This is a genomic window from Bradyrhizobium sp. WYCCWR15520 (genome assembly GCF_056174665.1).
On record NZ_JBWBWM010000017.1, the window covers coordinates 12,226 to 37,765 of the forward strand.

Sequence of the window (25,540 nt, forward strand, 5' to 3'; positions counted from 1 at the left end):
CAGCGATACCGGAGGCGGCATTCATCTGCTCGGTGAGAATGACCGCGCGACCCATCTGCAATCACCTCTCGCGTGGCGACACGGCCTGTTTGGATTCATCATGGCGCGAGTTCGAGAACTCGCATGAAAGCCGCTCGTTGTGACAAGCATTTCGACCGGATGCTTCGAATTTTAGTCCAGCACTGCCCCGGCTCAATGGACCATGTTAGTTACCCAATAATTGCCCAGGCCGTCGGAATGTTGCTGATTCGACTGTGGAGCTGCAGTGATCAGTGGCAGAGCGTGATGATTGCCGCGGTCCGGAGTTCATATCTCTTGAGCTTGGCGAGTTCAGGCAGGTCGATCCGAATGACTTCGGCGTCTCTTTGAAACTTCGTTCGCGCCGCCGCTCAGCCCGAAAGTCGAGGCGATGCCTGGTCGAGCAAGGGTGGCCACATCCGCGAATGTATTGGCGTCAAACGCTAGTGTCGTCGCCGGACTTGAGGTGCCAATCTAGCTCGGCCGCCCTCTACCAAGTGGATCGCGCTTGTTCGGCGCCGCCCAATACTCTCGTAGATGAAGCCGAGAGCAGCCATATCGTCGGGTCGATAGATATTGCGCAGATCGACGATCACAGGCTGCGCCATTTCGCGCTTCAAGCGCTTGAAATCAAGTGCACGGAACTGCGCCCATTCCGTGATAATCACGAGCGCATCGGCGCCGCGGACGCAAGCGTAGGGGTCTTTGCAATAGGCGATGTCGGGCAGTTCCTTGCGCGCCTGCTCCATGCCGGCCGGATCGTGCGCGCGGACCATGGCGCCCATGTCGAGCAGGCCAGTGACGAGCGGGATCGACGGCGCTTCGCGCATGTCGTCGGTGTCGGGCTTGAAGGTGAGGCCGAGCACCGCGACCGTTTTGCCGCGCAGGCCGCCGGCGACGTTCGACACCTTGCGCGCCATCGCCCGCTTTCTGATGTCATTGACGCCGAGCACGGCTTCGACGATGCGCAGCTGCACATCATGATCCTGCGCGATCTTGACCAGCGCGCGGGTATCCTTGGGAAAGCAAGAGCCGCCGAAGCCCGGGCCGGCATGCAGGAACTTCGAGCCGATGCGGTTGTCGAGCCCGATGCCGCGCGCGACGTCCTGGACGTCGGCGCCGACCTTTTCGGAGAGATCGGCGATCTCGTTGATGAAGGTGATCTTGGTGGCGAGGAAGGCGTTCGCCGCGTATTTGATCAGCTCAGCCGTGCGCCGCGCGGTGTACATCACGGGCGCCTGGTTAAGCGACAGCGGCCGGTAGACGTCGCCGAGCACCTTGCGCCCGCGTTCGTCGTCGGTGCCAACCACGATGCGGTCGGGGAATTTGAAGTCGCGGATCGCCGCTCCCTCGCGCAAAAATTCCGGATTGGAGGCGACCACCACATCGGCCGACGGATTGGCTTCGCGGATCAGCCGCTCGACCTCGTCGCCGGTGCCGACCGGCACGGTCGATTTGGTGACGACCACGGTGAAGCTGGTCAGCGCGGCCGCGATCTCGCGGGCGGCCTCGTGGACATAGCTGAGATCGGCGTGACCATCACCGCGGCGCGACGGCGTGCCAACCGCGATGAACACGGCGTCGGCCTCAGCGACCGGCACGGTCAGGTCGGTGGTGAAGTCGAGCCGGCTGGCCTTGACGTTGGAGGCGACCAGCGCGTCGAGGCCGGGTTCGAAGATCGGGATCTCGCCTCTAAGCAGCGCGGCGATCTTGCCGGCATCCTTGTCCACGCAGGTGACCCGGTGGCCGAAATCGGCAAAGCAGGCGCCGGACACCAGCCCCACATAGCCCGTTCCGATCATCGCGATGCGCATGTCAGTGTCTGCCCATGAGGTGTGATTTGATCGCTTTGACTCCGCCTCGCGAGAGGCGTCCGCATGGCTTGCGCATTCAGGTAGTGTAATGTCTCACATTCGGCACAACGCATTCCCTCATCATGGCAGGACCGAGGACCAACGGAGCTCGCATGGTCCCTCCGTTCGAAATGAGTAGGCCGACGCTGCATTGTGCCAGGAGCCCCGCCAGTCACCTCCCGGACGAGGCGCCCTTCCCTTCCGAAGCCATCTCGCGCAGCGAATCGCCCCCGGTCGTTTCAGTTCTGCCCATCACTAATGGGATAGTTGAAGAACTGCTGCCTAGCCTTCGGGAAGGCGCGTCAGGACCATCCTGGTATCGCAGGCTGACATCGACGGTGTCACCCGGCTGCAATTCGGTATCTTCGCTTGCAACAATCCGTTCCGGCCCCTTCTCGCCTTTTCTGATGATCGCAATGTCCGGCTTACTTCCGGCTCCTCGTACGAGTTGCGAGCGAACCATCGCAGTGTACTGAAGTTTCTCGCCAACGCTTTGCAGCCTTTCGCGAATCTGGTTGAGCTTTACGCTGGTGTCTTGCAGCTCACGGAACAGATCCAGCCTACGCTGATTGTCGAGCTTCCCCAGCTTTCTCGTGAACTCGTCCTGTTGAGTCTTGACCAGCAGTAGTTGCGCCGAGGCCTGCAGCTTCCGGGTCGATGACAGCAGCACCGCGCGCCGCGCATCCGTCACGCGAGGGCTGGTCAAGGACCCTTTGCCGTAGAGCTCGGACGCTTTCTGCAATTCTTCGAGGTCTGACTGAAACCCCTCTTCCTCTTTCTTCTGCTGCTCCGAGAGCACGCGGACCTGTTCCTCTCCCTGTCGGATGCCGCGCTGAAGGAAAGTTTTTTCCTGCTGATAATCACTCTGCTTCGTCTTCAAATATTCCGTTTCTGCATTGAGGATTTCCGAAATCGCCGATCGAGCCGTAGGCCCGTCGGCCAGCATGCCTGGATTGAACTGCGACGCCTCTCCGAGCTCGCTCTTGATGCGCCACATGCGCGCTTGCTCTTTGGCGAGCTCCGTCCAAAGCGATCCATACTCGCTTCTCAGGTCTGCTGACTCGAGATACGGGTTGTTCATCCTGATACGCATGATGTCGTAACCGCCGGCAATAGCGACGAGCTGGCGTGCGGTGGTGGCCGGACGATAAGGATACTCACCCGGCTTGGAGACGTCTCCGTTTATGTATATCGGCCTGTATTCCGCCACGGTCGTCGTGACCTCATTCGCGTCGATCACGATGACGGCCTCGCGGCCATCCGCAGTCCTCTGTCGAAACACCTTGCTAGCCAGTGCGGCCCCAATATTGGCTCGGATCTGCGGTAGGGGAAGGCCGGCTACTGGAAGCATTCCAACCAGCGGCAACGAAATGTTGCCATCCAGTTGGACGGCAGCACGATGCCGCAGCTCCGGCACCCCCGCCACCGCGACCTCCAGGACATCTCCAACGCTTACCCGATATTCGGCCTTTGCTTGGGTGACGGAAAGTGTCAGACCAAGAGTCACCAGGCCCCATTTAATGTAGCGACCGGGCTTACTGCCAAAAAGGTCGAAACGGCAACTATTGCGCAGCATGGAGTTCGGCATGGCGGAAACTCTCTGTACGAAAGTGCTCATCCAGTGAAATCGTTCAAACCTGTCCGCGGAGGGCAGCGTAGACACCCTTCCCGTTGGAGCAAACCGTCCCATCAGACCATCCGCAAAACCAACGTTCTGTTTTCTCATTGGCGCTGGGGCCGCTCACCGTCTTCTTCGCTATGTTCGCTTGAAGTTTAGACCCGCCCCGCCCCGGCTCAATCGGCCATCGTGGTTACTCCTCCCTACTCATTTATAGCCAATTTCCGCCCAGTGACCCGAGTGTTACTGATTTGGCTGGGAGGCGGAATGACTGGGAATGACCGGGTGGGAGTGCGTGGTGAGTTATGCGTCCTTTACCAATTCGCCGGCCTCAACGCAGCTTTCGGCTCATTCGGTCGCTGGCAGCAAGGCCGTCCCGGCAGGCAAGGGGAGCCGGTTGGTTGCCCTGTTGGTATTGGCAGCAAGTACCGAATTCCTACTGGTAGCCGTGGCGGCTTACTCCGCAGCCGTCCTCTATCATCGGCTGGTCCTGCTGGACTCGCCGGACGCCGCCAAGTACATCCAGGAATCTCTCCTGATTTCCACCTTGCAGTTGCTAGTTTCCGTAGGGCTTCAGCAATATTCGAGGATCCAGACGCAGCCCCGGCACGTGTTCCTATGGAGCGGCGCCAGCAGCGTCTTCTTCGTATTCTCCTTCTTCATCTCGACGATATTCCTTCTAAAAATCTCAGACGGCTACTCGCGCGCCACCATCATAGCCCAAGCCGCCAGCGTCCTTCTTACGGTGCTCGGCACACGGGCAATATGGTTCTCAGTACTTCAGCCTGCCATTGCATCAGGGTTGATCGACGCCAGGCGCATCATTGTTGTAGGGGACCCGAGTCACTGCTCGCTATTTTCCGCTCGAGCACTCGCCACCGGAATTCGGACCATCCGCTCGTTCGACTTTCCCAGGTTTCCCGCCGGCTCTTCAGTACCGGCGCGCACCGGCGCGGTCCAAGTGCTGCCTAACATCCGCCAACTGGTCGCGGATTGCCGCCCCCTCCGCGCCGATGACATTGTCATTTTGACTTCGGAGTCGGATGTTCCGACTGCGCTCGCGCTCGCCAGCGGCCTATCAGACCTGCCAGTTGACGTTCACGTCGTGCCTGTTGGAACGATCGATCTTATGGCCGTGTCGCGGATCACTCAGTTCGGCAACATGGCGACGATGCGGATCTTCCAGACTCCCCTTACGCCTTTCAACCGAGCAATCAAGCGAACATTCGACGTCGCCGCGGCAATCGCCGGGCTTATTGTGGTTAGCCCCGTCTTCGTCATAGTGCCGCTCTTAATCAAGCTCGATTCCCGCGGGCCAGTGTTCTTTCGCCAGACACGGCACGGCTACAATAACGAGCCCATTCGCGTGCTAAAATTTCGAACGATGACCGTAATGGAGGATGGCGACAATTTCAGAGCTGTCGTCAGATACGATCCACGAGTGACTCGTCTGGGCTGCTTCCTACGCCATACCAATATCGATGAGCTTCCGCAGTTGTTCAATGTCCTGGCCGGTAACATGTCGCTCGTCGGGCCCCGTCCACACGCGACCTCGCAAAACGAGGTGTTCGCTGAGCTGATTTCGTCGTTTTCCCGTCGTCACAACGTCAAGCCCGGCATAACCGGTTGGGCTCAGGTCAATGGCTACCGTGGTGACACCGATACCCTTGAGAAGATGCAGCGTCGTGTGGAGCATGACCTTTACTATATCGACAACTGGTCACTCGTTCTCGATCTCAAAATCGTAGTCATGACCCTCTTTTCCAGAAAGGTGTATTGGAATGCCTATTGACGCCTTTCCGTCTGCTGCACCTTCTACCAATCGACCTTTGATTTAGTAAGTTGGACGTCATTGGACTTGGGCATCAGTCGCGTCCCATTCTGCGCCCGACCTCAGTAGTGAAATTATCAGCGTTGGTACGAAAATGCTCCAGACAAATAGAACGGATAATTGGCTAACTCCGGACAACAGGCCACCTGAATTTCGTCCAGGGCCAGTCGTGTCGTTGGCAGACGTGCTGGGCGTGCTGGCATTCATACGACGAAATGTAGCGATCATATCGCTGACAAGTTTGGCGGCGCTTGGCGTTGCTACACTTTTCCTCATCACCGCGGTACCGACGTTCACCGCCAAGGCGCTACTCATCGTAAACTCGAAAACGACCCTTGTGGACGCTGCGGCGGTGTCAACTATCGTGCAAAGTCAGATCGGAATCATAAAGTCTGAGAGCATCGCTAGCGCCGTGATCGACAGACTCCGCCTTGCTCAAGACCCGGAATTTGCGACCGGCCAAGGCAGCGGCATGATATCCCGGCTGCTCGGCTGGAGTAAACCGCAGACGGAAGTTAGCGCCGCGCGCTATGCCCTGGAACCTTTCGAACGCAAGCTTTCGGCCAAACGTGTCGGCGCTACGTATCTTGTCGAGGTTACCTTCGACTCACGAGATCCTGATCGGGCGGCGCAGATCCTAAACGCCGTTGCCGAGAAATATATTACCCATCAAGTGGACAAGGGCAGCTTGCAAGACGAGAAATGGGTTAAGGATCGACTGAGCGACTTGAGCACTCAAGCATTAGCTGCCCAAAAGGCGTTGGAGGATTTTCGGAAAGAGCCAGCGGATTCAACTGCTACCATCGATAAACTGGCAGCTGCTGCGGAATCATCGAAAAACGCCTATGATAATTTTCGCCACGTGCTGCGCAAGACAGAAGCGACGCAACAACAATCCTCGCCGGTGTTCGAAGCAAGTCTCGTTACCGCGGCGTCGCCTCCTTTGAGGGCAAGTTCGCCAAAACCTAGAATCGTGCTTGGAATAGCGATCGTTGGAGGGCTGCTTCTTGGCATCGCTATCGCAATGCTGCGCGATCTCTCACATCGTGGCGTCCGCGCGAGCGGGTCGGAACATCGTCTAAGCACAGAGGACGGCAGGATCGAGCGAACGCTTCCGGACGCCATTCGATCAGATCATCAAACCGAAGCATCGGCAAAGGCAGCGCCAGTACGCCTCACCGGTTCAGGGTGAAGCGTGCCATCTTCAGCGACGATCGGCGTCCGCCCGGCCGGTCAGTTCGTGCTGAACACGAAGGCGTTGCCGGATAACGTTTACGACGGCCTCACGCCAGCCGCCCATGCCAAAGTAGTACTCACGAAGAGCAACGGGGCGAAACGCTGCGCTGCACTGGGGAGCGCCGCTTCCCGTTGCGTCAACGAGCCAAATGGGCTCAAATCAAAACAGGCCGAGTCAAAGGTCTGGTCAGCGAGCATCGTGCGGTGTGTGATTCCGCTCAATCAACGATCAATGAGTCCTCGTGATGCGCATCCTAATAATAACACATAAACGGCTCGCTAACCTACGCGACGGCTATAATCTTCGCGTGTGGCACCTGTGCCGTGAATTAGCGAAGCGGCATGAGCTGTACCTTTTGACGGTTAATCTCAGTTCGCTAGATAACTTCAATGACGGCCTAGTCGGTTTGGCCGATGTCTTTAAAAAGATGAACGACGCACCGAATCTTCCTACAGACAGGCCCTCGCTGAAAAGGCACTTCCGTCGAAATGAATCAAATTACTATTCGCTTTCCTACCCGCATCACTTTTCAAAGGTTACCAAAGCCATAGCCGACATCTGTGAACAGAACAGTATCAGCCATATGATTGTCTTTAGCCTTTTCCTTGCGGAATTCGTTAGGCCGTTTTCGAGCAACAAGAAGATACTCTTCGATCTCATGGACAGTGAAGTTCTAACACTGACCAGAGAAATACAGTTTTTTCCACCTTGGCCCTTGCAGCTAAAAACACGTCTAAAAGCGCACTTAATGCGCGCACGCCTTGCCGAGGCGGAAGCGTGTTTGCCTCATTGGTTCAACCACGTAACAACAATTAATGATGCGGATTCTCATACCGTTTCTAGATTGTCCGGTATAAGTACAAACATTAGCACAATACCGAACGGAGTTTCGACCGACCTTGCGGAGACATTTGACGCAAATGGTCATGTCGCTAAACGCAGGGGGGTGGCTTTTTGGGGAAATCTTTCCTTTAAACCGAACAGCGACGCTGTTCGGTTCTTCTACGAGAATGTCTATCGACCGTACTTGGCACCGGCCGGAATTGAGTGGTGCGTGGTGGGCAGGGATGCGGAACGTTGGCTTGTAGAGGAGGCAAAGCGAGACCATGGTATTCGTCTCACTGGGTTCGTTGACAATATTTGCTCAGTACTGGCTGAATACCCCATCATGGTGAACCCAATGCGAATTGGCAGTGGATTGAAGAATAAAGTGCTTGAGGCGTTTGCCATGGGGTTGGCTGTGGTTTCAACCGGATTAGGCATTGAAGCCCTTAGCATGGCACGTGAAGGCATCGACTACATGCGAGCTGATGAACCCGAGAAGACAGCGTTTGCGATCAAATTGCTTATCGAAGATGAATGCCTTCGGCTCTCTATGATCGAGAGTGCTCGAAAAGTCGTGTTAGAGCACTACACTTGGAGCAAGGTTGCTGGCGATTTGGATGCACTTTTGTGCTCATTGTGAGCGCCGCTCCTGAGTTATTCAGATTGCCACCTCATTTGAAGCAGCAGGTCGTGTTTGTTTCCTATCTCGTTCTGGTCATTTCGTATTGTTGACGTTACGGCGTTAACCGGCGATGCATCGATGACGCACCGCTTGGCCACATGAAGCCGATGGGATAAGGCCCGCCAAAGATGAGCTGTGAGCACGTCAGTTCCCAGAGTTTGTTTGCTGCATGTTTTCCGGAGGCTTACCAGTGAGCTTTGATCTTCTTTGCCGTGGAAAGTTCGGGGCGGGCCGACGTTCCTGCTCGTTATCTTCGGCGCCATCGCTAGGTCGCTGATCCATGGCATCAATATTACGTCAAGGCATTGCACTCTCCGCTGCGGGTTACATCGAACAGGTCATCATGCTATTGACGCCGGTCGTTCTGGTGCGAACGATCGGCCCCACAGCCTTCGGCGAATATCGGCTGTTCTGGCTGCTTGTAACTACTGTGGCCCTGTTGTTCCCCTTTAACATGCCCCGTAGCTTGCTTTTCTTCTTTGTCCGCTTGGATTCAAAAGGACGCCAGCTTTACGTCGGGCAGACGGTGCTGTTCTTGCTCGCCACAACGATGATTGCGACGCTTCTGATTTTTGTCCTTGGTAATGCCCTTCCCTCGGGCATCAAAGACCTGCTGCACGACCACGGGTTGTTGCTCGCGATTTTCCTGTTTGTCTGGAATTTGGGCTTATTACTCGACGTGTTACCTAACGCCGCAGGGCAGATTCGATGGCAGGCACAAGCTATCCTGGCCACATCTGTACTCAGGGCCGCGCTCATAATTTCCGCAGCAGCAATTTTTCAACGGTTTGAAGAGGTGCTGGTTGCCACCTTGATTGCCGCCTGCATGCGGCTTGGGCTTTTGGCTTATTTCATTGCACGCCATTGCGGTATTCGACTGTTTCCGCTGGACAAGCTGCAATTCCGTGAACAGCTTCGGTATGCTCTTCCATTTGGCGTGGCCACCTTACTATGGAGCATGCGGAAACAGGCCGAGCAATGGATTGTGGCCACGATGTTTTCATCAGGGGTGTTCGGCATTTTTTCAATTGCAACTACGCTCCTTATGCCCTTTGAAGTCCTGAGAGGTGTACTCGGCAATTTGCTCTTGCCCAGAATGAGCCACCTCCATTCACTTGGTCGCCACGAAGAGCTATTGCGCCTGAACAATCAAGGTAACGTAATCATCAGCGCGATCATGTTCCCAGCTATTGCGGCACTATTCGCCTTTTCCGATGAAGTCATCCAGTTCCTGTTTACGAAGGAGTACGTGAGCGGCTCGCCAGTGCTGCGTATTTATCTGGTTCAGACGTTGATTTCGGCTGAAATTACCACCCTGCTGAATGTGCTCGGACAAGGGTCAGCTAACATGCGTTATGAAGCCTCAATTTTGCCCTTTGCCGTAATAACCAGTCTAGTTAGCGCTTGGTATTACGGCTTGCCGGGCGCGGCCATAGGATCGGTACTGGCCACTTTCGTGACGTATACGCTCTGCCTGAGAAGACTTTCAAAAGTAATGAGCGTTCCAGTCGCAAAATTGCAGAATTGGACAATCCTTGGAAAGCTCTCGATCGCATCGGCAGTGTCCGCACTCGTGATACGTTTTTCGGCCGACCTGCTGCAACCATCGACGCCAATTGCTGCTATAGGCGCGCCTGCCGCAGTTCTGGTGCTTTACGTTATTATTTTGTTTGCGACGGGGCATTATCGAACGCTTGCTGAGATGCGAAGAGAATGGGAATCTATCCGCATTAGCTAATACATCTCGTCCATATCGTAGGGGAGTCAGCGTCTCCGATTGTCAACCGACCATCCGCCAACAAAACGTCTTAACGTTGTTTGACGTCGCCGGTAGCCAGGTCTGCGAGGCTAGCACTACTTTGGCGGATTGGTCTGTTTGGTGAGCCTATTGGAGGGCCGACCATGGGAACGCAACGTCGGATCGGGAAGACGAGCTTGAACGCTGGCTGAAGCCATTCCTGGATCGGTTGGGTTCCTAAGGCCAGGCGACGGGGAAAGTCTTGCACAACACCTTTTTCAAAACACGGACGTCTCGAAATTCGCTTACGATGGAACGCTACGGCCCTGGGCAAAGGCGGTCGATATCGACCATTCGAGGCGGCAACGACGTCGGGCGCCAGATAGCATGAAGGGAGAAACACGGAATGCGTACCGTTTTCGATATCGGCATGTACGACGGCGCGGACACCGCGTACTACTTGCAGTCCGGATATCGAGTAGTGGCGGTGGAGGCCAATCCGGAGCTGGTGCAACGCGCCACCGAGAAGTTCGCCGCCGAGATGGCGTCGGGACAAATGATATGCGTCAACGCGGCGATCTCGACGAGTCGCGATCCCGTCGAATTGGTGCTGAGCGGCGGCGACCCGGGCTCGAGTTCTATGTTCGGCGACCGCGTGGCGCACAAGCTCCCGATCGGCTCGATCACGGTGCCTGGCATGACAATGCAAGACCTGCTCTCCCGCTATAGTGCGCCGTTCTATATCAAGGTCGATATCGAAGGGGCGGATCGGCTATGCGTGCTCTCGCTTACTTCGGAGAACCGCCCGGAATACCTCTCGTTCGAGGTCGGGGACGACGTCGAAGAACTGGTCGAGCACGCGCAGAAAATCGGCTTCGGTAAATTCAAGATCGTCAGTCAGACGTCATTCCGCGAGCTCGCCAACCAGGAGTGTCTGTACGACCGGATCATCCAGCGGGTCGTGCGAGAGCTCGGCTACGCCGACTGCCGCCGGATCAAGCGCGCCGGGCGCTTCTTCGTCTCCGGACACAGTTCCGGACCCGGCCCCTGGGAGAGCGACGGCAACTGGTACTCCGCGGATAAGGCCCTGTCCCGGTGGCGCCAGGCGAAGGCGACCGGCACGTTGTCCAGCTGGTACGACATACACACCACGCTTTAGTAGCGACGCCACACGCGCCGGGCAAGGCGACCCGGCGCGTGTCTTATTACGGCGCTACTTCGAAAAGACTTCCAGAAACACATCGGCCGCGCGTGCAGATACGCGGTATGCGTTCGCTTGGCTCTACGCGGCCCGGATCCCGCTCGACCAGCGGCAGATCGCGGCGGGGGAAAGGTGCTATCGTATGCCGATGCAGATCATAGGAGGGCGCGCGACTTTGAGTGAGGAAGCTATTGTTAGAGTTACAAATGCTGGCGTGGAGGTCTGCCATGATAAGGATCGGATGCGAGGGGCGGATCACGATTTCCACCATCTCGCTCGAGCTTCAAAGCGCGCGAACTTGACCCCTCCGCCTCGCGCTCCAGAGAGCGGCGCGACCAGCCCCGAGGCCAGCGCCTTGCGTCGCCACGCAAATAACTGCGATGGATCGAGCCCATGAGACCGCGCGATCGTCGACACGTTCGCCCCCGGCGCAAACGTTTCCCCGACGATGCGATCCTTCTCCTCCCGCGACCAGCGGCGGTAGCTCCGCCCGGGACTAACCGAAGGCCGCTCAGCCGAAGCCGTGATAACTTCGAAATTCCTACTATCAGACATATGTTCGCTCACATGAACTCCTGGGACAACACAGCAGGAGATTCTCTGAATTGAGGTTCTGTCGCTCAGGAAAGACGATTACAACATGATCAGGCCGCACAGCGGCCTCCGCAATCTCACGCCAGACGCCTACGCCAAAAGCAGCGCTCCCGAGGGGCAACGGGACGGGACGCTGCGCTGCCCTGAGGGCTCCGCGCCCCGCCCCGTTGCTCGACCAGGTTAGATGGGCTCAAATCAACTCAGGACTCCGTCACTGGATGAAAGAAGGGCTCAGGTCACATTCCCCGACCGGCTGGTCTGGGCTTCTCCTTTGATCGAGAATGGGTAATCCGAAAGGGTCGAGCCGCGGACCGGTTCAAAATACTAGACTGCTAGGGTGTGAGTTTGGATGCCATGCGTTGACGTCCTCTCATTAGGGAGCTCTTTTCAAGCATGTGCGGAATTTCCGGTATTTGGGAGCGTAATGGTTGCAGCCTGCAAGATCTGAAAAGCGCACAAATGCGAGCTGAGAAGCCGGCGCCCCAGTTACCAAAACGCTTTTTTACAAACGGTCTCGTGCCCTTGGTGTCCGCCGGACAGGACGCTGATCCATGCCGGCTGTTCCATCTTGTCCAAATGCGCCAGCAACCTCGCAGACGGGGTGTACGGGGATAAGAGCTACGAGACCGAAGCTCGTGGGTACCGCGGGCAAGCGCTGGGGTACTCCACCTGTGTCCCCCGAGAAGCCTAGGGCATATTTCCTCTACAGCAACGCGCGCATTTCGCCTGACTGTACTTACGCTGCGCAACGATCTCTTCAGGCTTTTGAATCGTCTTGCAGTTCAAGACAATTTTGTCGGACTGTATCGACTGTGATCGGCATCCAGATAGCGCACCCGCGCCAAGTTGATCATCATCGCAATGATCGGAAATACATACATGTTTTCAATTATTGGAAGGATGTCACACTCCGTCACCGTACTAATTCCACAACCAAAGATGCACGCGAACAGAGCCCAATATAAGTCACTATTCAACCTTCGCCCAACTCGCCAGGCGGTCGCTATTCCAACGAGAAGGAAAGTTAGAAGCACACCAGTTAAAATCACCCCGCAATCGAGAAAGAAGTTGATAATTGCATTATGCGCATGGTTGGCCTGGATCAGGGTTCCTGTGTCCCAAAGTTGGCTCGTCCCCATTCCGTAGCGACCAGCGCCAAACAGGAATAGGCCGGTATCGCTCGTCCATTCATTGAGCAGCGGAGCCCAAATGTAATAGACACGGCCCGTGAACAAAGCATCGGCCGAGCCGCCGGAACCGTCATCAAACCCGATCGAAAGAAGAGCTTGAATGGCTGGCCCGATCCACAGGAGCGAGGTGACACCAGCCGCCGCCGCACCAACAACTAGAATGACAAATCTGCGCCGCAGGATCAGGAATAGGCAACACGAAGCTGCTACTGTGACAAGCGCCATGCGTGACCCGAGGAGAAGAACCGCCAGGAGCGATAGACACAGGGGTACGATCCAGAGAGCACCGCGCGTAAGAGCTTGATACATCAACAAGGGTACCGTACAAATGTATATGGTTCCAATCTGATTGTAATGGACTCCAAAATACGTTTCGCACAACGTGGCCATTTCGTCCCGGCTAGCTGGCACCAGCGCAGCCGTTCCGCTCGAGTGACCTGAAAGCAGAATGGACGGATTCATCAGGCAGAGCGCGACGAAAGCGACTGATAGCGATAGTATCGAAAGGCAGATCACCGTCGTGATCCTCTCGAGCTCCTGAAGGGAGCACATACGCTTAAGGATAAAGAGGAAAGGTAGAAGGTAAAAGGTCGGCACAACGCAGGCCGATAGTACAAAGTCAAAGTAGGACTCTGGAAATGAATCAGGGAAGCGACTGTGCAAAAGGGGCGCGTTTGGAACTGATCGAATGAGGGCGATGGCAAAAATTGCGAAGTACAGGAGAAAAATTCTGATGGATGTTCGTTCGATTTTATCGGCCGCATGCAGGAGCGCAGTGTCGAACACCAGATAAGCCAAGACTACTGCTGCTAATAGGTTGAAGGGTTTAAGCCCTTGGATGCCGAACAAATTGTCCGTCAGAAATGGCACGCGCTGGAAGGGCCACATGAAAACGAACAACAGAAAGAAAAAGGTGCCGGTGCCAGCTTGCGCGACTGAATGCGGCAACGCGAGATGATACGGCGCTCGGCCGCTATGGCTCAAAGATGCACTCATCGACCTATCGGATCTGGTTGATCTACTCTAAACGCTCAATCACAGCCAAATTCATATCATCCTGTTCCTCCCAAGCGGTCCGTTTGGGTAACCTGGCCTGACAAGGGTTCGAGTGGACCATTTCAAAGCGATTGCCCTGGGTGTTTTGACTTAGCGACCAGAGGCGTTAAAGCCGCAATCAACTCGCGAGCTTTTGCCGTCGGCGAGTGATTGGCCTTCACATAGATCTGACATCGTTGAGCGACCGCGTTGTATTCATTCGCGTCCATGTCCCAGAACGCCTTCACGGATTTGGAAAGCGCCAACTCGTCCTCAGCCGATGCGCCAAGGCTATGACGCAGGACGATCGAGTCCGGATCGACTTGCCGGCGCGTTATGACAGGTGTGCCCACGGCGAGCGCTTCCAGGAACACGTTCGAGAAGCCCTCGAAATCCGATGTGGAGAGAAGCATCGTCGCTTCCGATAGAAACTGTTGAACGTCTGCCCGCCGGACGAGGCCAACCAGTTCCACGTTTGGCAGATGGCGCAGGCCATTCACGGCGTCCAGCGTCGGTTGATCAACCTCTCGGTCCGGCATCCCGCCCACGCGGAATTTGACGGCCGGAAATTCCTGGGCGATTCGAAAAAGCAGTGGCAAATTCTTTCCATAGCGGAAAACACCAAGCCAGGCGACATAGCTGCGTTCTGCGCGCGGCAAAGGAGCGGGCGCGTCCTCGGCTACGACAACGGCATTATGAAGGACGTGTATAGGCGTGCCCGGAAACAGCGCTGCCAATTTTTCGCGTTGATACTCATTTTGACAGAGAAATGCTGCTGTTCGATGCCGAGCCCAAGAATAAGCTAACCATTCATAAGATCGAAGCCCGTCTTTGCATCGTTCATCGACGTTCATGTCGCTGACAACGCGGTGAACGAACGGAATCCCTAGTTGGCCGGCGACGAAAGCCATGATGGCGGTATGGACCCCACATACGCCCTGGATCATGATATCTGGATGATAGGCGCGGGCGGCTGCCAGTATTTTTGGAATGTATGAGTAGAAATACTTCGCAACCCGCACCCCATGTTCGGGATCATAGGTTTCGATGAGTTTGATTTGCTGGCCCGAACCTACATGGGCCAAAGCACCCTTCCAGGTAAGGAGAGCGGCTTCGTGACCGGCGTTTTCAAGCGCGCGAAGCCATATTGAAAGTTGGACGGCCCAGCCGCCGATCGGATAGTTATCATCCTTCAAGAGATAGGGAATGGAAAAATCTATCGAGAGAATTCGCACCGGACACTCCCCAAGCTTAGGTCGCACGCCCTGCTGGATTCCACCAAAGCCGATAAGGTGTCATCGCCATCTTCAATTCAAAAGGGATGCCAAGCGTCTTGTTCCGGTGTCAGCCACTATCGCATCGCCCCACTGACGATGCCACGCCTGAAACATCAGAACATTCCAAATGAGGAAATACCGCTCATTATCTCCGCTCAAGAATTCGGCCCAGAGCGAGCGAATGGCCTCGACGTGAAAAATATCACCGGCGCTCAGGCAAGCTTCGTTCATCAGGTCTTCCGCCCAATCCCGTAACGGACCGCGCAACCAATCTGCGAGCGGAACCCCGAACCCCATTTTTGGGCGATCGACCAAACGATCGGGCACATGGCGGGCAAGAACACGCCGGAGCAACTGTTTGGGGCGCCGGGCACGCGCGTTTTGAGATGACGGAAGCTTCCAGACCCATTCAACCACGCGATGGTCGAGGAGCGGAACACGCACCTCAAGAGCGACAGCCATAGAGGCTCGATCGACCTTAGTCAGGATGTCATCGGGCAAATACGTGCACATGTCCAGGTAACGCATACGGTCCACCGGATCGGGCAAGAAGACCTTGAGGTCTTGACCCCAGCAGGCCGGCCGTACCTCTTGTGACCCCTTCACAAGAGCCTCTGGGTTTTGGTGGTGCGAGATAATGCGATAGTACGTGGAATCGATCGATTTCTCCGAGAGGATTTGCGCCAACCGGTGGGCCTTTTGGCCAACACGCGGCACGCGCCGAAAGTATGGTACATAGCGGGCTATGCTGTTGTAAGCGCCAGGCGGCACAGTGCGAATGCTTGAAGACGCGAGGCGGCGGAGCGCAAGCGGCATCTTCGCACTCGGTCGCCAAACGTTCTCCGTCCATTGATACCGGTCATATCCGGAAAACAATTCGTCGCCACCATCTCCCGACAGAGCCACCGTGACGCGTTTTCGCGTCAACGCGGAAACAATATGGGTCGGGATCTGGGAGGGGTCGGCGAATGGCTCGTCATACATCTCGGCCAACTTCGGCACCACATCGAGAGCGTCAGCGCCGCTAACGGGAAACGTTGTATGGTCGGTCCCAAGATGTCGCGCGACAGCCTCAGCGTGTTTCGCTTCGTCGAATGCCGGGTTCTCAAAGCTGATAGTAAACGTCTTGACTGGTCTCCGAGAAGCTTTCTGCATCAGTGCGACGACAGTAGATGAGTCATAGCCGCCCGACAGAAAGGCGCCAAGCGGAACATCCGCTATCATGCGGCGCGATACTGCATCATGCAGCAACGCCTCGAGCTCATCGACCAGTCCCTCTTCATCGGCCTGAAGCGTATTGCGTTGCCCCTGCGAAACAACACCGGCCAGGTCCCAGTACACTCCCACTTCGATGCCGCCGCCGCTCGCAATTTTGACGAACCCGGCGGGCGGCAGTTTGTAGACATCCTCATAGATCGTGAATGGACCCGGCACATAACCATGCCGAAGAAAGGCGGCGATCGCTCCACGATTGAGACTTGGCTTCCAACCGGGATGAGCGCGCAGCGCCTTCAACTCTGATCCGAACAAAACTAGTCCGTTGAAAATCGCCCAATAAAGCGGCTTTTCGCCCATTCGATCACGAGCTAGGAAAAGTTGACGCTCTCCGGCGTCCCACGCTGCAATTGCGAACATCCCGTTCAGGCGGGCGATGGTCGATTTGACGCCCCAATGGGCGAATCCTTCGACAATAACTTCTGTATCTGAATGCCCGCGAAACCGAACTCCGCAACGCTCCAATTCGGCCCTCAGTTCTCGGAAATTATATATTTCACCGTTGAACGTAATTGCATATTGCCCGTTGGCCGAGACCATTGGTTGATGTCCCATTGGGGACAGGTCGATAATTGCCAGGCGACGCTGCCCGAAGGCAATGCTGGCTTGCTCGCTCAACCAAACTCCGCTGTCGTCCGGCCCGCGGTGGCTCAGCGTTTGCGTCATTGCAGACGCCCGTCTTTTCAGAGCTTGCAGACTGCAACCGTTACGCTCCCAAATACCGGAAATTCCGCACATGCTTGAACAGGCTCCCTAATGAGAGGACGTCAACGCATGGCATCCAAACTCACACCCTAGCAGCATAGTATTTTGAACTGGTCCGCGGCTCGACCCTTTCGGATTACCCATTCTCGGGCACCAGAAGCCCAGACCACCAGATCGCGGAACGGGGTAAGCGCTAAGCCGGGAAGTCAATCGGCATGGAGAACTTTGGATCGGCGAGCGAGGGAAGTGGTTCTCCGCCGAACAGCCCTGCAGCTCGCGCCGAATAGCGTGTTCGCCAACGAACACGAGCGAACGGCCAAGCTGGGCACCTTTGGTAACGCAGTCGATCCACGCGATCGAATAGGTTGTGCTGTCGCCGGCGTCGAGAGCCGCCATAGCCGCCGCAAGATCGTCGGTAGAGCGGCAGCCCCATCGGCATACTGGCCACCACGATCTGGGCGAGAAGCGCTTCGCTCGGAAGGCCGCTCTGGATCAGATGGTTGGATGCCGGAGCGGCGGCAATGCGGCTGGTCTCGCCCTCCCGCTCTAGCGCCGCTGAATGGGTCGGCGCCGCCGTCAGGGTAAGGGCGTCTGTACCATTCCCCTACCGCCTGGCTCGGCTTCTTGCAGAAGAGAATGGGTAATCCGAAAGAGTCGAGCCGCGGACCGTTTCAAAATACTATGCTCGTGAGGTGAAAGCGCGCTCAGGAACGTCGAGTTTCCCGCTAATGGGCGCATGTTTGTTCCAGGGAGTTAAATGAAACAACTATCGATTTGCGTAGCTCTTCTCACGTTCTGGATGTTTTCGGCGGACGCCCTCAATTGCACCGATATAAGCGGAACATATCTCGTCGAAAATGGATGTCCCTCTCTAGAACGCTCGATAAGTAGATTTGAACAGACCTCGCAAGATACTGTGCCAAAACTAGATGGTGCGCCATCTTGCATTTCGTCTAACATCGGCGAATCCGCGCCGGCGGCAGCAGCTCCAGCTCCCGTCCCTGACTCGGGTCCATTTTTAGGTCTTTCGTTTCAGGGATTGTCCTTGAATATAGGTGCGCGGACCTACAACGGCGGCGGTTGGACCGACGTTGTGGGCACCGACCTTGTTTACGGCAACACAAGCCCGCGCTACCCCACCGGCATTTGGGGCGGAAAGGCTGGATCGATCGACTCGCTGCAAATGATTTGGAATAGTCCATCGGATCAGACTCGTCAGATCGTCACGAATAATTCTGTCCCGGCCGGGGTTTCGAATAAAGTGCTCAAATCTACTTTTTTGAATCCATATGTCGCTCCGACTCAAGATACCTTTCGGATCTTCCCGGATGTGAGTCAGCCACAGGGAATGCTCTATATTTCGCAGTGGATGTGGCTGCAGCCCGACTTGGCCTCGCGCGGAGCATTTTGGTTCATGTTTATGGAGACCATAACCACTGGAGCGAGCATCGGCGGTGGCAACAATACCGAGCGATTTGGCATCGGCCTTGTGATGGCCGCTTGGACAAAAAACCAGATCATTTGGCAGGTCAGCCATGACGGCTGGGTCCATGGAGTTTATAAAACTTATGCTCAGGCGCTGTTAAGCCCCTCGTCGTCGTTTGGCTCCATGGTGGTCGGTCAGACCAATTATGCGCCGGTGCCTCTCGGCCAGTGGTTCCATATCGAATTCGCGTTGAATCGTAGCATGAACGGCACCGGCTGGGTTTGGGCGGCCATCAATGGTGTTCAGATTTTCGCCCAGTCTGGTGCGTTCAACTTCACCTGGAATGGAGTCACACAATCCGTAGGTTGGAACAAAGCCACGGAGGATCCTATCGACCGGATTATTCCGTTCGCCGCGTATTCGAACCTTGTGCGGTCACCAACGAACACATACTCAACCGAGCAAACCAACATCGAAGTGTGGACGACTTGGCCGTCGACGGCGAGTCCGCATCCGCCGGAATTTAACTGAGCCAATGAGCATTTTCGTTAGTTGGTCATCCGGATCGCTCCGAGGACACTGACGGTCTTGCGCACCCAGCAGCACTGGTGACGTTTGCCGGGAAAGACCTCGTCCAGCGCCTTCCAGAAGCCGAGCGCCCCGTCGCCAATGGCAGTTTCGGGGGCGATGTTCAATCCGCGCTGCTCGACGTCGATCAGGAGTTCGCGCCAGCTCTGCGCGCTCCTCACTCAAGGTCGCGTCCCCTCCTATCCGCCACGCTTCGATAGAGGCATAGATACGCGTTAATCATCGCATCGAGCGAAAATGCCGTTTCAATACGTCGACGCCCTTCCCTGCCGAATTCGTTCGCAAGCTTACGATCATCGAGGAGTCTGATCACACGATCGGTCAAACTCCCAACGTCGTGGCTCGGCACAAGAAATCCCGTCTGTCCTTCCAGGACCAGTTCAGGAGTGCCCCCATCGTTTGTTGCTACAATTGGCTTACCAACCGCCATGCATTCGACAATCGAGTTGGAAATACCCTCCCCGTGTAGACGGCTGTTGCTAACGAGAACTCCCACAGTGAGGAGATTGGCAATACTTTCTACATCCTTCCGCCGACCCAGAAACTTTATGCGCGGCGAATGTTCTGGTAGAACGCGAGCGCGCACTTGCCCTAACGTTCCACCATCGCCGACAGCCACAAACGTAACGTCGTCCCTAAGATGGCAAATGCGGCATGCCATTTCGACGAAGATTGCATAGTCTTTACCAGGACTGAACTTGGCAATCATCCCGACAATGTGAGGGGTCGTGATTCCCAACATGCTACGAAGCTCTGCCTCGTTCGCCAAGCCAACGACTCTTTCAGAGCTGAATCCGTTGTAGATGCATACACCTTTTCGCTCGGGAATATGGTAGGCAGCCAGACCCGCGCGCGAATTGGCGACAACAATGTCTGAAAATGGAATGGTCAGCTTGCCCCTTAGATACTGCTTATCCCACAGCGTCATATGCGGCGGCGCGTCTCGCACAAAGCCATTGACGAAAGCTGCGCCGCACAGTTTCGCAACCGGAGCTGCATAAATCGAACACATCGAGCCCCAAGAGTGAATGACATCTATTTTCAAATCTGAGACCAGCTCGTACAAGCGCTTGAAAATGCCCAAATCTCTCCTGCGTTGCCGAACTAGCGGAATAACTTGCGCGTGGTCACGGTCAATTTCGTAATGATCATCCTCCCTCGTAACCGCGACGAATGACTTTATGTCGCGGTAAGGGAAAAGCCCCCTCAACAGTTCGACGAGCTGTCGTTCTTTGCCTCCCACGCCTAGACCTTCAATGAAGTGCAACACACGAATGTCAGCGCTCTCCCGCATGGACTGATTCATCCCAAATCGCAACGAGCGTTCAGTCCAACTTGAACGTCGAACCATGCAAAGCTTTCTTCGCCTAGACGCTGTCTCAAGTCTGGATCCTCAACGAGACGACCCCGCGCAGAAGCGAGTCCCTCGATATCATCTGCCATTGATTCTTTCTGGCCGAATGTCCCCGGTCATCAGCATCGTGGCCCGAAGATAGATCATCGTACCTGTCCCGGCAACGCGCGCCGCCTGCTCAGGAGCAGGAAACCGACGGGGTAATCCGAAAGGGTCCGCACACGCAAAGATTTTTGGATATGGTTCTCTCGTTCGCCCAAGGGCCAAAGGGCGTGTCCGCTTCGGCATAGGAATTGATGTCGACGGGAGGACGTGTAACCAAGATGAAAATCGCCATTCTCGTTGGCACTCGCCCGGAAATCATCAAACTGGCGCCGGTCATTCGCGAATGCCGGAAGCGAAAGCTCGATTACTTCATCATTCATTCGAAGCAACATTACTCGGAAAAACTCGACGGCATCTTTTTCTCGGAACTCGATCTTCCCGCACCGAAATACAATTTGAATGTCGGCTCCGGCGGTCACGCAAACCAAACAGGCCGCATATTGATCACGCTTGAGCCGATCCTGATGTCGGAGAAGCCCGATGTATTGCTCGTTCAAGGCGATACGAACACCGTGGTGGCTGGCGCACTCGCGGCGAACAAACTTCATATCAAGGTCGGGCACATCGAGGCCGGATTGCGCTCGTTTGACCAAACGATGCCGGAAGAAAGCAACCGAATCATCGCCGATCATATTTCGGATTATCTCTTTGCCGTCACCGACTTGCAGGTCGGCTACCTGAAAAAAGAAGGCCTTCCGGAGTCGAAGATCTTCAAGGTCGGCAACACGATCGTCGACGCCTTGCTTTCTCACCGGGTTCACGCGGAGAAAACGAGTCAGATTCTTTCCGAACTGAAATTACAAACGAAGGGATATTACCTCCTTACATCCCACCGGGCCGCGAACGTCGATGATCCGGATGCGCTGAAGGAAATCATCCAACTGATCGCAGAAATCCCCGGCCACGTGTGCTGGCCGATCCACTATCGAACACAGAAGGTTCTCAAGGAAAGTAAGATCGAATTGCCTGAGAATCTCACCTGGACGGACCCTGTCGGCTATTCGGATTTCCTGAATTTGCTTTCGAATTGCACGGCCGTTATTACTGATTCCGGCGGTGTCCAGGAAGAAGCTTGTATCCTCGGCGTACCTTGCGTGACGATTCGCGATTCCACGGAACGGCCCGAAACCGTCGACGTCGGCGCGAATGTTTTGGTACATCGAAACGCGGAGGCGATGGTCGCGGCTCTCAATCGCCCGATGATCCCTTGGACGAATCCATTTGGAGACGGCCATACCGCCGAGAGAATTCTCGACATCGTCTTAGGCCAACATGTCCAGCCGGTTCGGCAAACACAGGATACCGTTTGCGTTGTGGGCCTTGGCTACATGGGACTTCCGACTTCCCTCTTATTTGCGAACGCGGGCGTAAGGGTAGCCGGCTTTGATCTCAGCGAGAAGAAAGTGAATGAGATCAACAGCGGCCACTGCCCATTTGACGAACATGGCATTCCGGAACTGTTGACGGCGGCCTTGAAGACTGGAAACTTCAAAGCTCAGACGAAGCCTGCTGCGGCGGACGTTTTCGTTGTGGCCGTACCGACTCCCCACGAAAACAAGAAATGCGATTTGTCCTTCGTTCTTTCGGCCGTCAACAGCCTGCTCCCCGTCATGAAAGACGGAAATCTCCTCATCATCGAATCGACGGTCAAGCCAAGGACCTGTGAAGACATCGTACTTCCAATCCTCCAATCGAGACAATTGAAAGTCGACGTCGCGCATTGTCCGGAGCGAGCGATTCCCGGCAACACGCTGCATGAGATTGTGCACAATGACCGCATCATCGGTGCCACGTCGCCGGAACCAGCACAGAGAGCGGCGCGCCTTTACTCGACATTCACGAAGGGTGCGATTCACCAGACAACCCTCGTGACGGCGGAGTGCGTAAAGCTCATGGAAAACACTTTCCGCGACGTCAATATCGCTCTCGCGAACGAGTTTTCCCTGATTGCCGATAAATTCAGGTTCGACATCTCGGCCGCGATTCAGCTTGCGAACAAGCATCCGCGCGTGAGCATTTTGCAACCGGGTATCGGCGTCGGGGGCCACTGCATCGCCATCGATCCGTGGTTCCTGACCGAAGACATCGGCGGTGATTTGAATCTCATAAGAACGGCGCGCGAACTGAATGACGAAATGCCGAAGCACACCGCCGAGCGAATTCAAAGCAAGATCGCCTCGTCCGCCAGGAAAATCGGAATTTTGGGAGTGAGTTACAAGCCAAACGTTGACGATGCTCGCGAAACTCCGGCTTTGGAGATCGCAAGGCTTCTGTCGAAAAGATACGAAATCCGCTGCCACGATCCCTTCGTGAAAGATTGGGATCTCGAGCTCTTCCCCATAGAAGCAGTCGATGGCTGGGCGGACGTGCTGGTCATTCTTTCAAATCACACGGTGTACGCATCCAGGAAGTTCGAATCCCCGCTGCTTTCGTTCGAACAGTTGATCAACGCCGAGCTGACCCAGGACCGCCGACCCGTCGCAATCCGGGCCAGGAGAAGCCGTAACCGAACTCAATCGCGTCGTATCGATGATGGACGATCTCGTTCAAAGACGGATGTTCAACAAGCTTCATAGAAGGTCATCAGTGTTCTGGTCGCAGAATGGTTTAGAAGCCACATACTGGCGAGCCGAGTTTCCAGTTTAGCGTCGAGCTCGAGATCAACGGCCTCGCGCCGCAGGAGTGTTTGCGCGTGCGTCAGGAGCATAGCCACCCTGATCGTCGAGTTGGAGGCGCGTTGTGCGAACAGCGCGCCATGCTCTCCAAGAACAGCCGATACGACCAAGCCAATCAGCCTCGGCCGCTGGAATGCAGCCATTTGCTTCGTTGATGAGGGCGTCCGAGCATGTCGAACAATGCCGCTGGAAACGCGAGCTACGCTCCGATGAGAGCGGACGGCGTGCGGCTGCGATCTACGACAAAAAGCAGTTCGATCGCCCGGGCTCCGCAGACGGAGCCAAAAAGCGAGCCGGTCATTTTCATGTTGCTATCTTGAATGTTCGCAAGAAGATCTCGAGATTTATCAATGACCAAAGATTCTTCTCGTGGTTCTGTCGACCGCTAAGATGCTCTGTGACAAGGCTACGGAGCCTAGGGCCACTTATCATTTGCGCTAAACTGGAGGTTTCGTTCAACAGCAGGTCCTGCACGAAATCACGATAAGGGCCTCTAAACCATTCTCCGATCGGCACACGGAATCCTATCTTTTTCCGCCGCACGATCTCCGGTGGAAGGATCTTGTCCATTGCCGCGCGCAGCACAGTCTTGCCGCCCTTGCCTCCCGTCAGAAATTCGTCCGGGAAACGCGCCACGACGCCGGCCAGTATCGTGTCCATAAATGGCATCCGACCCTCGATCGACCCCGCCATCATCATTCGATCGCCTCGTTCCAACAGATCATCTGGAAGCCATGATGTCTGATCAAAGAACAATGTACGTCGCAGACTAGACTTGAGTCCGGACGAGTATGGAAAGGCATCCGGCGGCGTTGCCGACAGGGTCCGGCCCAGCATCGCCTCGGCCTCGGCAACCGAAGTGCCGCCGAACCACATGCGCATACGATTCACAAGGTCGCGCTCGCCCGCGGCCAGCGCAAGAATCTTTACGCGCCTCATCCCATAGGGCAATGAACGCACCAGCGGATAGATCAGCCGCTCGTGCAGCAGGTGTGGTATCAGCCATTGGTACAGACCTATCCATTGCTCAGCCCGGTGCTTCGGATATCCACCCATCAACTCATCGGCGCCTTCTCCCGTAAGTACCATCTTCACGCTGCTAGAGGCCATTTCCGAAAGCATGAAGATCGGGATGTCAGATGTCTCGCTGACCGGCGCACCACGTCGCAAGACGGCTGTAAACCAATGTTCCATGAAGGCGTCGGGTTCGACGAATAGTTCATTGTGAATCGTGCCAAACCGACCAGCAACGACACGCGCATGATCGAGTTCCGAGTATTCCGCTTCCCGAAAGCCCACCGAGAAAGTTCGCACAGGCTCCGCGCTATGCCTAACCATGGTTGCTACGACCGCCGAGGAGTCAATGCCACCCGAAAGATATGCGCCGAACGGCGCGTCGCTACGCATGCGAATGCGGACGGCCTCATCAAATGTCTTTTCGAACAAGCGTACCGCATCATCGAAGGACTTGATGTCCGGCACTGTCGTCGCAAACGGCGGCGTAAAATAGCGTGTCGTTCTCAGCGTTCCGCGCTGCCATACGGCATAGTGGCCAGGCTGCAGTTTCTTCACCGCACGAAAAAACGTGGAAGGCCCCGGAACATAGCGATTAAGAAGATAGTGGCCGAGCGCTTCGGAATCGAACGCTCGGTCAAAGCCCGGAAACTGAACGAGCGGCTCAATCTCCGAGCCGAAGAGGAGAACGCCCTGCAGCTCGACGAGAAATAATGGCTTTTTGCCGAAGGCGTCGCGGGCAAGTATCAGTCGCTGCTCCGCTTCGTCCCACAGCGCAAAGCCGAACATGCCGCGAAATTTGCGTACTGCGTCGAGTTGCCAGGCGCGATATGCCTCGATAAGCACCTCGGTGTCTGAGTTCGTGCGGAAGCGATGACCGAGGGCAATGAGTTCCTGCCGCAGTTCAATGTAATTATAGATTTCGCCATTGAAGACTAAGGTGAAGCGGCCATCCTCACTCGACATCGGTTGCGCGCCGCCACCGATGTCAATGATCGAGAGCCGGCGATGGCCGAGACCGACCTGAAATTGCTCATCAGTCGTCTTGTAAAGCCGGTAGCCCGAGCCGTCCGGCCCTCTATGAGCCATCAAATCGGTAAGGCTGACAAGAGTCTTGCGAGCCTGATGCGCCGCGGCCCCAAGAACCCATCCAAATATCCCACACATGCTAGATGCCTTATCTGGACCGCCGTGCTCCTTCTGGGGAAGCTGCGATCAAGTTTCGACTGGAACGAAACAGCTGCGCCATGCCGCAGACGGCAATGACGATACCCCTTTCGGCCTTGAGACGGCTGATCG

15 protein-coding genes and 1 pseudogene are annotated in these 25,540 nt (G+C 55.8%); 7 read left to right on the plus strand and 9 right to left on the minus strand.

What is annotated here, in order from left to right; genetic code table 11:
• Positions 1–461: 461 nt before the first annotated feature.
• Positions 462–1,832 (minus strand): UDP-glucose dehydrogenase family protein, encoded by a 1,371-nt coding sequence (locus tag AC0QUY_RS20190; RefSeq protein WP_475388085.1) that lies wholly within the window; start codon positions 1,830–1,832, stop codon positions 462–464.
• A 211-nt stretch (positions 1,833–2,043) separates the two neighbouring features.
• Positions 2,044–3,489: a polysaccharide biosynthesis/export family protein gene (locus AC0QUY_RS20195; RefSeq protein ID WP_475388086.1), complete on the minus strand. Its 1,446-nt coding sequence runs from the start codon at positions 3,487–3,489 to the stop codon at positions 2,044–2,046.
• A gap of 298 nt (positions 3,490–3,787) precedes the next feature.
• Here AC0QUY_RS20195 and AC0QUY_RS20200 point away from each other — a divergent pair, with 298 nt between their 5' ends.
• The 5 genes from AC0QUY_RS20200 to AC0QUY_RS20220 all read left to right on the plus strand — a co-directional run bounded on the left by AC0QUY_RS20200 (position 3,788) and on the right by AC0QUY_RS20220 (position 10,961).
• Complete coding sequence (locus tag AC0QUY_RS20200) at positions 3,788–5,281, plus strand: undecaprenyl-phosphate glucose phosphotransferase (RefSeq protein ID WP_475388087.1); 1,494 nt, start codon at positions 3,788–3,790, stop codon at positions 5,279–5,281.
• Positions 5,282–5,504: 223 nt separating this feature from the next.
• A complete protein-coding gene (locus AC0QUY_RS20205) occupies positions 5,505–6,512 on the plus strand; it encodes a Wzz/FepE/Etk N-terminal domain-containing protein (RefSeq protein ID WP_475388206.1) in 1,008 nt (335 codons plus the stop codon).
• 289 nt (positions 6,513–6,801) lie between these two features.
• Positions 6,802–8,022 (plus strand): glycosyltransferase family 4 protein, encoded by a 1,221-nt coding sequence (locus AC0QUY_RS20210; RefSeq protein ID WP_475388088.1) that lies wholly within the window; start codon positions 6,802–6,804, stop codon positions 8,020–8,022.
• A 322-nt stretch (positions 8,023–8,344) separates the two neighbouring features.
• Positions 8,345–9,802, plus strand: a complete 1,458-nt coding sequence (locus AC0QUY_RS20215; protein ID WP_475388089.1) for a lipopolysaccharide biosynthesis protein — start codon at positions 8,345–8,347, stop codon at positions 9,800–9,802.
• A 406-nt stretch (positions 9,803–10,208) separates the two neighbouring features.
• On the plus strand, positions 10,209–10,961 hold the full coding sequence (locus tag AC0QUY_RS20220) for an FkbM family methyltransferase (RefSeq protein ID WP_475388090.1): 753 nt from the start codon (positions 10,209–10,211) through the stop codon (positions 10,959–10,961).
• 297 nt (positions 10,962–11,258) lie between these two features.
• Here the strand turns inward: AC0QUY_RS20220 and AC0QUY_RS20225 are convergent, their stop codons facing one another.
• From AC0QUY_RS20225 to asnB (AC0QUY_RS20240), 4 genes are all read right to left on the minus strand, one after another.
• Entirely contained in the window at positions 11,259–11,558 is a 300-nt protein-coding gene (locus AC0QUY_RS20225) for a transposase (protein ID WP_475388091.1), read from the minus strand.
• Positions 11,559–12,379: 821 nt separating this feature from the next.
• The gene (locus AC0QUY_RS20230) at positions 12,380–13,783 is read right to left on the minus strand and encodes an O-antigen ligase family protein (RefSeq protein ID WP_475388092.1); all 1,404 of its coding nucleotides are present in this window, start codon (positions 13,781–13,783) and stop codon (positions 12,380–12,382) included.
• 122 nt (positions 13,784–13,905) lie between these two features.
• On the minus strand, positions 13,906–15,057 hold the full coding sequence (locus tag AC0QUY_RS20235) for a glycosyltransferase family 4 protein (RefSeq protein ID WP_475388093.1): 1,152 nt from the start codon (positions 15,055–15,057) through the stop codon (positions 13,906–13,908).
• 72 nt (positions 15,058–15,129) lie between these two features.
• The gene (gene asnB, locus AC0QUY_RS20240) at positions 15,130–17,112 is read right to left on the minus strand and encodes an asparagine synthase (glutamine-hydrolyzing) (RefSeq protein ID WP_475388094.1); all 1,983 of its coding nucleotides are present in this window, start codon (positions 17,110–17,112) and stop codon (positions 15,130–15,132) included.
• Between the two features lie 724 nt (positions 17,113–17,836).
• On the opposite strand from asnB (AC0QUY_RS20240), the gene AC0QUY_RS20245 reads away from it, so the two are divergent.
• On the plus strand, positions 17,837–19,036 hold the full coding sequence (locus AC0QUY_RS20245) for a hypothetical protein (protein ID WP_475388095.1): 1,200 nt from the start codon (positions 17,837–17,839) through the stop codon (positions 19,034–19,036).
• Between the two features lie 32 nt (positions 19,037–19,068).
• On the opposite strand, the pseudogene AC0QUY_RS20250 reads toward AC0QUY_RS20245, so the two are convergent.
• Together AC0QUY_RS20250 and AC0QUY_RS20255 are read right to left on the minus strand one after the other, a co-directional pair.
• A pseudogene (locus tag AC0QUY_RS20250) lies at positions 19,069–19,248 on the minus strand (transposase); the annotation flags it as partial.
• A gap of 2 nt (positions 19,249–19,250) precedes the next feature.
• Positions 19,251–20,399, minus strand: coding sequence for a glycosyltransferase (locus AC0QUY_RS20255; protein WP_475388096.1), 1,149 nt, complete (start codon positions 20,397–20,399; stop codon positions 19,251–19,253).
• A gap of 371 nt (positions 20,400–20,770) precedes the next feature.
• Here AC0QUY_RS20255 and wecB point away from each other — a divergent pair, with 371 nt between their 5' ends.
• Complete coding sequence (gene wecB, locus AC0QUY_RS20260; protein ID WP_475388097.1) at positions 20,771–23,128, plus strand: non-hydrolyzing UDP-N-acetylglucosamine 2-epimerase; 2,358 nt, start codon at positions 20,771–20,773, stop codon at positions 23,126–23,128.
• A 402-nt stretch (positions 23,129–23,530) separates the two neighbouring features.
• Here the strand turns inward: wecB and asnB (AC0QUY_RS20265) are convergent, their stop codons facing one another.
• On the minus strand, positions 23,531–25,408 hold the full coding sequence (gene asnB, locus AC0QUY_RS20265) for an asparagine synthase (glutamine-hydrolyzing) (RefSeq protein ID WP_475388098.1): 1,878 nt from the start codon (positions 25,406–25,408) through the stop codon (positions 23,531–23,533).
• Between the last annotated feature and the right edge of the window lie 132 nt (positions 25,409–25,540).

Excerpts from the sequence above, each read along its gene's own strand:
- AC0QUY_RS20255 (WP_475388096.1), bottom strand. The coding sequence starts at position 20,399 with ATGAATCAGTCCATGCGGGAGAGCGCTGACATTCGTGTGTTGCACTTC.
- asnB (WP_475388094.1), bottom strand. The coding sequence starts at position 17,112 with ATGTGCGGAATTTCCGGTATTTGGGAGCGTAACGGTTGCAGTCTGCAA.
- wecB (WP_475388097.1), top strand. The coding sequence starts at position 20,771 with ATGAAAATCGCCATTCTCGTTGGCACTCGCCCGGAAATCATCAAACTG.
- AC0QUY_RS20220 (WP_475388090.1), top strand. The coding sequence starts at position 10,209 with ATGCGTACCGTTTTCGATATCGGCATGTACGACGGCGCGGACACCGCG.
- AC0QUY_RS20245 (WP_475388095.1), top strand. The coding sequence starts at position 17,837 with ATGAAACAACTATCGATTTGCGTAGCTCTTCTCACGTTCTGGATGTTT.
- AC0QUY_RS20210 (WP_475388088.1), top strand. The coding sequence starts at position 6,802 with ATGCGCATCCTAATAATAACACATAAACGGCTCGCTAACCTACGCGAC.
- asnB (WP_475388098.1), bottom strand. The coding sequence starts at position 25,408 with ATGTGTGGGATATTTGGATGGGTTCTTGGGGCCGCGGCGCATCAGGCT.
- AC0QUY_RS20190 (WP_475388085.1), bottom strand. The coding sequence starts at position 1,832 with ATGCGCATCGCGATGATCGGAACGGGCTATGTGGGGCTGGTGTCCGGC.
- AC0QUY_RS20230 (WP_475388092.1), bottom strand. The coding sequence starts at position 13,783 with ATGAGTGCATCTTTGAGCCATAGCGGCCGAGCGCCGTATCATCTCGCG.
- AC0QUY_RS20195 (WP_475388086.1), bottom strand. The coding sequence starts at position 3,489 with ATGAGCACTTTCGTACAGAGAGTTTCCGCCATGCCGAACTCCATGCTG.
- AC0QUY_RS20215 (WP_475388089.1), top strand. The coding sequence starts at position 8,345 with ATGGCATCAATATTACGTCAAGGCATTGCACTCTCCGCTGCGGGTTAC.
- AC0QUY_RS20225 (WP_475388091.1), bottom strand. The coding sequence starts at position 11,558 with ATGTCTGATAGTAGGAATTTCGAAGTTATCACGGCTTCGGCTGAGCGG.